Raw genomic sequence first — 9,776 nt, forward strand, 5'->3', positions numbered from 1 at the left:
CGACCGGGTCGGCCCGGCCAGGGTGATGACCTATGCGGCGATCGCCGCCCTGGTGCTGGCCTGGCCGCTGTTCCGGCTGATGACCTCCACCCCGACCGTGCCGGTGATGGTGGTGGTGATCGCGCTGTTGGGCGTGATCATGTCCTTCTACTTCGGACCGATGCCGGCCCTGCTCTCCAACCTGTTCCCGGCCGCGATCCGCGGCTCGGGCCTGTCGGTCACCTACAACATCGGGGTGACGCTGCTGGGCGGCATCGCCCCGCTGGTGCTGACCTGGCTGCTGAGCGTGACCGGATCCCTGGACGCCCCGAGCCTGTACTACATGGCCATCGCGATGATCTCGCTGATCGGGCTGGGCTTCGCCCGGCGCAAGTACGCGCAGCAGTAGCCCCGCCCCGGCAAGCAGAACGCCCCCGAAGAACCATCAAGCGGTTTTTCGGGGGCGTTCTTCGTGTCCGGAGAGTCTGCGGGTTCTTACAGTGCCACCAGCAGCACCGCGGTCCAGTGGCACAGGTAGGCCAGGACGGTACAGGCGTGGAAGAGCTCGTGGAACCCGAAGACGGTGGGCAGCGGGTTGGGGCGCTTGAGCGCGTAGAACACCGCACCCACGGTGTAGAACAGGCCGCCGATGATGATCAGGATCATCACCGCGGGGCTGGCGGCAAAGAAGGCCGGCAGGTACATGACCGCGCCCCAGCCCAGCAGGATGTACAGGCTCACCGACAGCCAGCGCGGGGCGCCGGGCCACAGCGTGCGCACCAGTACGCCCAGCAGGGCACCGGCCCAGATGATGCTCAGCACGATGATCGCCTGCTTCAGCGGCAGGATCAGCCACGCCACCGGCGTGTAGGTGCCGGCGATCAGCAGGAAGATGTTCGCGTGGTCCGCCCGGCGCAGCCATGCGGTCTGCCGGGCACTCCAGTTCCCGCGGTGGTAGATCGCCGAGGTGCCAAAGAGCAGGATTGAGGTCAGGGCGAAGACCGCGGCGGTCCATTCGGCCGCCGTGCCATTGGCCAGCAACACCAGCAGCAGCCCCATGATGATGGACAGCGGCGTGGTCCAGGCGTGCAGGGTGCCCCGCCACCGGGTACGTTCGGTGCCGAAGACCGGTCGTGGGATGCCAGAGGGCGTGGGAAGTGGGCGGTTGGCATGCGAGGACTGGGCGCTCATGATCACTCCTTGACGGGCCGGGGCGGAAGGCCGAAACCCTACGGTTGAGTATATTTCACCGGTCTGTGAGCGCACAGTGTGCGTCTTTGACGAACGCCGGGCGGCAAGCCGTGGGGCAGCGCCTGCCCACCCCTTCCGCCGGGATCGCTTCGGTGATATCTTTAACTTTGTAATGCAAAGTGCTTGCCACTGGAAAGTCAGAAGTTTGTGAAAAGGACTCCGGCTTGGCAGCGCGCCGCGTATTTCGACACCCAGCAAGGGAATGGTTCACCATGGACGCCCACGAGAGCCACCTGGAACCCGCCGCCATCCTGCGCGGCATTGATGAACTAAGCGCCAGTACCCAACGGGCCATGGGCCCGAACACCAGCCTGCTCTACCTGTTGTGGGGAGCGGTGTGGCTGCTGGGGTTTCTGGCCTTCTACCTGGCCTTCATCCCGGGCGCCGAGCCATTGCTGCCGCTGCGGCTGGCGGGCCTGGTCACCGGGATTCTGGTGGCCGGCGCCATCGTGTTCTCGGCGGTCCACTCCGCCCGCAGGGCCCAGGGCACGCGCGGACCGAGCATGATCCAGGGCGCCGTCTACGGCAACTGCTTCGCCCTGAGCTTTATCCTGGCCGGTCTGCTGGGATGGCGCCTGGCGGCCGCGGGGCTGGATGCGGCGGGACTGGCCTCCTACGCCCTGGCCGCCGCCTGCCTGGTGATCGGTTCACTGGCCGCGGTCGGGGCGTTGATCTGGAACGACAGGGCGCAGCTGGTCACCGGTGGCTGGATTCTGCTGGTGGGTTTGCTCTCCCTGGCCCTGCCGTCCCCGCACCACCTGTTGGTCGGCGCCCTCGGCGGGCTGGGCATGATGCTGATCGGAGTGCTCCTGGCCGCCCGTCCGGCACTGGTGTCCGGTCCGGTGCTGCAGGTGGGCCATGTCTGAGCTGGACCCGGTGATCCACGCCCAGGCGCGACTGCGCACCATGACGGTGTTGAACACGCTGGGCGTGGGGGACAGCATCGCCTTTCCCCGCCTGCAGGAACTGCTGCAGATGACCTCCGGCAACCTGGCCACCCACCTGCGCAAGCTGGAAGGCAGCGGTTATGTGAGCGTGGAGAAGGTCCTAGAGGGACGAAGCGCGGTGACGTACATCGGGTTGAGCCAGGAGGGCCGCAACGCGTTCGCCACCTACAAGCGACAGCTGCGCAAGCTCCTGGAATCCACCGGCTGATGCGTTCGGGGGAACGTTCAATCCCTGAGGTCGGTCTATCCCTGAGGTCGGTTAGGGGAGCAGGTCCTGGAGCAGGGCATAGAACTGCTCGTTGTTGAAGTAGGCGCCGTGGCTGCGGGGAAACGCCACCCCGTTATCCACCTGGTGGTCGCTGGCCTTCGCGCCGAACAGCCCGGCACTGCGGTAGGCCAGGAAGTCTCGATCGTCGTAGATGAAATGGGTGGGCGGGAAATCCGCGGGCAGCTGGTAGTCGGGGGCAAAACGCCCGGCAGGCAGCGCATCGAGCTCAAAAAGCAGCCCCGATGCCGAGCCCACCGCGATGAGTTGTTTCACCTGGGGCAGGGGTTCGCCCAGGAGCAGGTCCATTACCGCCACGGCGCCCAGACTGTGGGCAATGATGATGAGCTCCTGGTCCCCGATGTCCAAAATTTGTCGGCGGATGAATTGACGCAGGTCCTCGCCGCGCGCCAGGTATTTCAGTACGTCTCCCACGGCGGGAGCCGCCTCCCTGGTCAGCTGCACTCGACGCTTGACCGCCCACCAGGTGGCGAAGCCCAGCACCAATTCCAGCAGGGCGCTGGTCACGGTGGACTCGCTGTGCTCGGCCAGTTCCCGGGCCAGCAGTACCGCTGCTGCCTGCCCCTCAATGGCCCGGCGGTGCTCCCCGTCCACCGCCGCATAGCTGCCCAGCTGCCCATCCCGGTGCCGCAGGGCCAGTGCGGTGAATGCTCGGGCCAGCCCCTGGGCGTGTTCGGCGGCCGGGAGCGCGGCCCGGCCAAAACGGCTGAAGGAGTCACTGGCCACCAGTTCGGTGGCTGCCGCCAGTGCCGTGGACTCCAAACCGGCATCGCGCAGCGATCGGCTCAGCTCGGTATCCGGTTCCAGCCCGGCACCCAGCAGCCGCGCCAAATCACCTGGATCCCGGGATTCGCCGCGGCCCGATCCCGTACCGCGTTCTGGTGAGGTTCCGGGTTGCGTGCCGTCCTGGTGGCGGTGGGAGAGCGCCTCCAGCTCCAGCAGGGGATCGGAGTCCAGCAGCTCCCACAACTGGACATGCAATTGCCGCGGATCAAGGACCACCCCGTCCTGGTCTGCCAGGGCTTGCGCCGTCGCCGACTTCCGCTGCGCCAACGCCTGAACCAGCAGTGAGCCAAACGCCGGTTCCATTCGCGTCGAGGCGTTCGTCAGGCTCTCGGAGGTGGCTGTTTCCAGGGATGGAGTATCGGGTTCGGCTCCGGGCACGGATATCCCGCCGGCCAGGAGGTTGGCGCCCACGGCATCGCCCCAACGGCAGGCATGCAGCGTGTACCCCGAACGCATCCGGTTCAAGTGGGCAGAGAGCTTGGCGAAGTAGTCATCGATTCCGGCGCCGCGCACGCCCATGCCGGGGATAAACAGAACCCTGGTCATCTCACCACCCCTTCACCTGCGCGATGGTGGCGCAGGAGTGTGCCGTCGGCCCATTCTAGGAGCTGGGTCGAGGGCGGTGAAGGGTGGCGGCGTCCGAGCGCCGAGGGCCGGGAAGGGGCGGTCGCATCTGCCGGGAAAAAGACGCGCTTAACGCGCGAAACCCGCCGCTTCCGAAAAGTATCCGGAAACGACGGGCCAGCGGACCTGGGACCCTAATGGGCCGAGGCCAAGCAAGTGAGGCGGTTAGGCCCTCTTGCGGGTCAGTAGACCCCAGATGATCAAGACGATCAGGGCACCGCCAATGGCGAGGAGCCATGTGGACAACGACCAGAATTCGTTGATGCCCACTCCGAAGACGGCAGAGCCGATCCAGCCGCCGACGATGGCGCCTACGACGCCGAGCAGCAGCGTGACGAGCCAACCGCCACCTTGTTCACCTGGCTTGATCGCCTTGGCGATGGCGCCGGCAATCAATCCCAATACGATCCATCCAAGAAATCCCATGGTTCACCCCACTGGTCTGAATGTTTGTAGTGGTCGGTTTTGATCCACTTAGTGGTGAGACTACGTGCTCGTTCTCCGAAGTCAAAGCACTTCTTGGGAAATATTTAGCATCTTTTCGTGCCGCGCCGGATCCTTCAAATCTTGAACGTGTAGTTGAAGGTTAATAATCAGTCCTCCGGCCATTCAAACCCCTAGTGAACCTCGGGTTAGACCACAAAGTCCGTAGTTGCTGAAAGCCACCTGGTTCCCGGCGCTGCCGGTGATGCTTGACACCCCTGCGGGGCAGGCCTAGTCTGAATAAATCAGATTTAAGACGTGAGTTTTTGACTTAAGTCTGACATTAGTGGAACACAACGGAGTGAAGAGATGACACAGCAGGTCATGCCCATGGTCATTATGGGCGTATCCGGATGCGGCAAGTCGACCATCGGCGAACTTTTGGCCCAGCGGCTGGGTGTGGAATTCATCGACGGGGACGGCCTGCACCCCTCGTCCAACAAGGACAAAATGGGTGCCGGGATCCCGCTGACCGACACCGACCGCGCACCCTGGCTGGAAATCATCGGCCAGCGCCTGGCCGAGCGCGACGCCAACGGCCAGCCGGTCATCATCGCCTGCTCGGCGCTGAAGCGCTCCTACCGGGACGCGATCCGCGCGCACGAGCCGGAAACCCGTTTCATTCACCTGGTCGGGGGCAAGGAACTGATCCGCGGGCGCATGGACGCGCGCGAACACGAATTCATGCCCTCCTCGCTGCTGACCAGCCAGCTGACCACGCTGGAAGTTCCCAACCCCGATGAACACGCCATCAGCGTGGACATCAACCAAACCCCCCAGCAAATCGTTGCCTACATCCTGGGCGAACTGGGCCTGGATAACCGCTAGCCGGCGCCGGCCCACCCTGCGGGGTCGACGTGTCGACCCCTTTTACCAACCATTGATCAAGGACGACAATGAACACTGACCTAGTCCTGAATTGGACGCTGAGTACCCCGGCGCTGCTGGGTCTGGCGGTGGCGGCCATCGCCCTGCTGCTGGTGCTGATCATCCGCTTCCGTGTCCACGCGTTCATCGCGCTGGTGCTCACCAGCCTGCTGACCGCCGTGGCCGCAGGCATCCCGGCCGGTGAAATCATCGGTACACTGACCTCCGGCTTCGGCGGCACCCTGGCCAGTGTGGCCCTGCTGGTGGGCCTGGGCGCGATGCTCGGGCGCATGCTGGAAACCAGTGGCGGCGCCCAGATCATGACCACCTGGCTGATCGACCGCTTTGGTGAGAAGCGCGCCCCGCTGGCGCTGTCGGTTGCCTCGCTGCTGTTCGGCTTCCCGATCTTCTTCGACGCCGGCCTGGTCGTCATGCTGCCGATCATCTTCACCGTTGCCCGCCGCCTGGGCGGCTCGCTGCTGTTCTACGCGGTGCCCGCGGCGACCGCGTTCTCGGTCATGCACATCTTCGTGCCCCCGCACCCGGGTCCTGTGGCCGCCTCCGGCCTGCTGAACGCGAACGTCGGGCTGGTGCTGCTGCTCGGCCTGATCGTGGCGATCCCGACCTGGTTCTTCGCCGGTCACCTGTACGGCAAGTTCGTGGGCAAGCGCTTCAACGTGGCCGTGCCAGACATCCTGAACGCGGCGCTGGGCGCGGATGACAAGGACGAGTTCAAGTCCTCCCCGTCGGTGGGCACCGTCTTCAGCCTGCTGCTGCTGCCGCTGGTGCTGATCTTCCTGAACACCGGGCTGAACATGCTGGGCACCGCCGGCGTGGTGGACCCCGAGGCAATGTGGGTGCAGTGGCTGCGCCTGCTGGGTGAAACCCCGGTCGCGCTGATGATCTCGGTGCTGCTGGCCATGTACCTGCTGGGCTTCCGCAAGAACAAGGACAAGACCCTGATCGAGACCGTCGTGGACTCGGCGTTGGGCCCGGTGTGCTCGATCATCCTGATCACCGGCGCCGGCGGCATGTTCGGCGGCGTGCTGCGCGCCAGCGGCATCGGCAACGCGATCGCCGACTCGCTGGAGCAGGTGGGCATGCCGCTGATCGTGGCCGGCTTCCTGATCGCCGCCGTGGTGCGCCTGGCCCAGGGTTCGGCCACCGTGGCGTTGACCACCGCCGCGGCCATCGTGCAGCCGGCCGTGCTGGACAGCGCGGACCTGAGCGCCTTCCAGGTCGCCACCATCGTGCTGGCGCTGGCCGCCGGCTCGGTGTTCGCCGGCCACGTGAACGACTCCGGCTTCTGGCTGGTCTCGCGCTTCTTCCAGATGGACGTGCCCACCACCTTGAAGGTGTGGACCGTGGGCCAGGCCCTGGTCGGTGGCGTAGGCTTCATCTTCGCGATGGTGCTCTACGGCGTGGCGACCATGCTCGCCTAGCAACACCACGCCCCGTTTCCGACGGCCGGTTCCAGCGCAACAGCGGTTGCGCCGGGACCGGCCGCCGGCGTTAAGGCCCCGGGCCGCTTGGCATCACCTGCGCCATGCCCGCGCCACTGACCGGCGGGTGGGGCAGTACCGACTCCGTATACTCGTGATCCATGAGTTCGAAGCATCCCCACCTGTCACTGCCGGCCCTGAAACCGACCCTGCTGATGCTGCTCCTGCTGGCGTTGGCCGGTTTCGCCTCCTATGCCTTCAGGGAACCGATCTACTGTGGCATTTCCGGGGCGGCCGCGCAGTTTCCGGCGCTGGGGCAGGTGGCCGCGGTGATCACCGAGCCGGGGCTGGTGGCCCTGGTGGTGCTCACCGGTGCGGTGGCGCTCTGGGGCTGGGCGACGGATCGGGCGGCCTTCTGGCGCCTGGCCGGAGCCGGGATTGGGGTCATCCTGGCCTATGCGGCCAGTGAGGGGATCAAGCTTCTGGTGGCCGAGGAGCGCCCCTGCCGGACCCTGGAAGTGGTCACGGTGCTGGCGTGCCCGGAGGCCGGTTCATGGTCCTGGCCCTCAAACCATTCGGTGATCGCCGCGGCCTTCGCCACCGCCTGCGTGATGGCGGTGCCGCGCCTCTTGTGGATTGTGGCCCCGGCCGCCGGGCTGATTGCGCTCTCCCGGGTCGCGGTCGGCGCCCACTACCTGCATGACGTGCTGGCCGGATTGGCGCTCGGGGTGCTGGTGGTGCTGGTGTGCCTGGTGCTGCTGCGGCCGTTGATCGAACGCCTCGCGACACCGGCCGAACTGCGCGAGGCCCAATCCGTCGCGGTGGCCGAGCGCTAGGGCAGAAAGTGCTAGCGGGGACCGGCTGGGTCGATGAACAGACGTTCCTGCCCGTCCCAGATCCCGCAGATCTCGCTGTGGGTGCGGCGCATAATGTTCTCCATATTCTGGCGCGCGGCCAGCGCATCGTGGTTGGACACCGCGTCGGCGACCGCCTGGTGCCAGGCCAGGGCCTCCTCGTGCGGGCGTTCGGGCATCAGGCCCAGGTCGGTGCGCCCGCGCAGGGTTTCACCGATCGGGATGGCCAGGTTCGCGAACATTTCATTGCCGGAGGCGGCCAGCAGCACCGCGTGGAAGCGGATGTCCAGTTCCAAAAAGCGGCGCAGGTCCCCGATCCGGCCGTAGTGGTTCATCTGCGCCGAAAGCGTCATCAGCTCCTCGCGGAACTCGGCCGGGGAGTACTGGGCGGCCAGCTCGGCGGCCATCGGCTCCACGGAGATGCGCAGCTCGGTCAGCGAGCGCAGCTGCACGCCCTGTTGGTTGCTGGCCAGGCGCCAGCGGATCACCAGTGAATCGAACGGGTTCCATTTGCTCGGGCCCTGCACCCGGATGCCCACCCGCTTGGTGCTGGTCACCAAACCGCACTGGGCGAGCACGCGCACGGCCTCGCGGATCACCGAGCGTGAAACCTTCAGCTGCTGCTCCAGGTCGGCTGCAAGCAGGATCGTGTCCGCGGGGATGACGCCGCTGACAATTCGTGAGCCGAGGTGCTCCACCACGTGGGCATGCAGACTGGTAGCCATTGCCTCATCATATCCAAGCGATGCGCCCAAAACCCCCACCTCAGGGCACCGCAAGGCAAATAAATCAGATTTAAGTGGGCGGCGCCTCTGGGTATTGACCCGCCCGAGCGGTAGAATCAAAAACGTCACGAAGCCGTGCGGGCACGGAAGGTGCCCGGCGATGACGGCGCACCTTTCCGGTTACATATTGGAGAAATGATTTTATGCCTGCACAGATTGGCGTCACAGGTCTGGCCGTGATGGGCGCAAACCTCGCCCGGAACTTCGCCCGCAACGGATACACCGTTGCCCTGCACAACCGCTCGATCGGCAAGACCGATGCGCTGCTGGAGGCGCACGGTGAGGAAGGCCAGTTCATCCGCACCGAAACCCTCGAAGAGCTGGTGGCCAATCTGGAAACCCCTCGCCGGGTGATGATCATGGTCAAGGCCGGCGCCCCGGTCGACTCGGTCATTGACCAACTGGTGCCGCTGCTGGATGAGGATGACATCATCATCGACGGCGGCAACTCCCACTACACCGACACCCGCCGCCGCGAAGCCGCGCTGGCCGAAAAGGGCCTGCACTTCGTGGGCGTTGGCGTCTCCGGCGGTGAGGAAGGCGCCCTGCTCGGCCCCTCGATCATGCCCGGCGGCTCCAAGCAGTCCTACCAAACCCTGGGCCCGATGCTGGAGAAGATCGCGGCCAAGGCCGATGACGGCACCCCGTGCTGCGCCTGGATCTCCACCGACGGTGCCGGGCACTTCGTGAAGATGGTGCACAACGGCATCGAATACGCCGACATGCAGGTCATCGGCGAAGCCTTCGACCTGATGCGCCACGCCGCGGGCATCGAACCGGCCGAGCAGGCCAAGATCTTCGCCGACTGGAACCAGGGCGAGCTTTCCAGCTTTCTGATTGAAATCACCGCCGAGGTCCTCGGGCACACCGATGCCGCCACCGGCAAGCCGCTGGTGGATGTCATCCAGGACTCCGCCGGGCAGAAGGGCACCGGACGCTGGACCGTGCAGTCCGGCCTGGACATGGGCTCGCCGGTCTCGGCCATCGCCGAATCCGTGTTCGCCCGCTCGCTGTCCTCGCAGCGCGAAATTCGCGCCGTGGGCCAGGAAGTGCTCCAGGGGCACACCGCCGAGGTGAACCTGCAGGAGAACTTCGTCGAGGACGTGCGCCAGGCGCTGTTCGCCTCCAAGCTGGTCTCCTACGCCCAGGGCCTGGACATGCTCACCTCCGCCGCCGGCGAATACGGCTGGGAGCTGAAGCTGGACGAGATCGCCGGGTTGTGGCGTGAAGGCTGCATCATCCGCGCCGCCCTGCTCAAGGACATCATGGCCGCCTACAAGGGTGAAACCAGCCCGGCTAACCTGCTGTTCACCCCGGCCTTCACCGAGGCGATCGGCAAGGCCGTTCCGGCCTGGCGCCGCGTGGTGGCCGTGGCCGCCCAGCTGGGTATCCCGGCCCCGGTGTTCTCCTCCTCGCTGGCCTACTACGACGGCCTGCGTCGCGACCGCCTGCCGGCCGCGCTGACCCAGGGC

General features: G+C 66.0%; 10 protein-coding genes and 1 pseudogene. 7 read left to right on the forward strand and 4 right to left on the reverse strand.

The features are described 5' to 3' along the window. Positions 1-388: pseudogene (locus tag RCJ92_RS13340) on the forward strand (MFS transporter); the annotation flags it as partial. A gap of 86 nt (positions 389-474) precedes the next feature. Here RCJ92_RS13340 and trhA read toward each other — a convergent pair. Continuing rightward, positions 475-1,170, reverse strand: a complete 696-nt coding sequence (trhA, locus tag RCJ92_RS13345; RefSeq protein WP_396278459.1) for a PAQR family membrane homeostasis protein TrhA — start codon at positions 1,168-1,170, stop codon at positions 475-477. Between the two features lie 272 nt (positions 1,171-1,442). Between trhA and RCJ92_RS13350 the strand changes: the two genes are divergently transcribed. Together RCJ92_RS13350 and RCJ92_RS13355 are read left to right on the forward strand one after the other, a co-directional pair. Then, a complete protein-coding gene (locus RCJ92_RS13350; protein ID WP_446754801.1) occupies positions 1,443-2,096 on the forward strand; it encodes a hypothetical protein in 654 nt (217 codons plus the stop codon). Then, positions 2,089-2,385 (forward strand): transcriptional regulator, encoded by a 297-nt coding sequence (locus tag RCJ92_RS13355; protein WP_446754802.1) that lies wholly within the window; start codon positions 2,089-2,091, stop codon positions 2,383-2,385. Before RCJ92_RS13350 ends, RCJ92_RS13355 begins: the two co-directional genes overlap by 8 nt. A 51-nt stretch (positions 2,386-2,436) precedes the next feature. Here RCJ92_RS13355 and RCJ92_RS13360 read toward each other — a convergent pair whose 3' ends face one another. Beyond that, positions 2,437-3,795, reverse strand: a complete 1,359-nt coding sequence (locus RCJ92_RS13360; RefSeq protein ID WP_446754803.1) for a hypothetical protein — start codon at positions 3,793-3,795, stop codon at positions 2,437-2,439. 243 nt (positions 3,796-4,038) lie between these two features. Then, on the reverse strand, positions 4,039-4,299 hold the full coding sequence (locus RCJ92_RS13365; protein ID WP_343833013.1) for a GlsB/YeaQ/YmgE family stress response membrane protein: 261 nt from the start codon (positions 4,297-4,299) through the stop codon (positions 4,039-4,041). A gap of 366 nt (positions 4,300-4,665) precedes the next feature. Between RCJ92_RS13365 and RCJ92_RS13370 the strand changes: the two genes are divergently transcribed. From RCJ92_RS13370 to RCJ92_RS13380, 3 genes are all read left to right on the forward strand, one after another. After that, positions 4,666-5,184, forward strand: a complete 519-nt coding sequence (locus tag RCJ92_RS13370; protein WP_421015445.1) for a gluconokinase — start codon at positions 4,666-4,668, stop codon at positions 5,182-5,184. 68 nt (positions 5,185-5,252) lie between these two features. Continuing rightward, on the forward strand, positions 5,253-6,665 hold the full coding sequence (locus tag RCJ92_RS13375; protein ID WP_446754804.1) for a GntP family permease: 1,413 nt from the start codon (positions 5,253-5,255) through the stop codon (positions 6,663-6,665). Positions 6,666-6,826: 161 nt separating this feature from the next. Beyond that, a complete protein-coding gene (locus RCJ92_RS13380; protein WP_446754805.1) occupies positions 6,827-7,501 on the forward strand; it encodes a phosphatase PAP2 family protein in 675 nt (224 codons plus the stop codon). Between the two features lie 11 nt (positions 7,502-7,512). Here the strand turns inward: RCJ92_RS13380 and RCJ92_RS13385 are convergent, their stop codons facing one another. Next, positions 7,513-8,244 (reverse strand): FadR/GntR family transcriptional regulator, encoded by a 732-nt coding sequence (locus tag RCJ92_RS13385; RefSeq protein WP_446754806.1) that lies wholly within the window; start codon positions 8,242-8,244, stop codon positions 7,513-7,515. A gap of 203 nt (positions 8,245-8,447) precedes the next feature. On the opposite strand from RCJ92_RS13385, the gene gndA reads away from it, so the two are divergent. Continuing rightward, on the forward strand, positions 8,448-9,776 hold a 1,329-nt coding region (gndA, locus tag RCJ92_RS13390), incomplete at its 3' end, for an NADP-dependent phosphogluconate dehydrogenase (RefSeq protein WP_446754807.1).

Source organism: Glutamicibacter sp. BSL13, assembly GCF_052928425.1.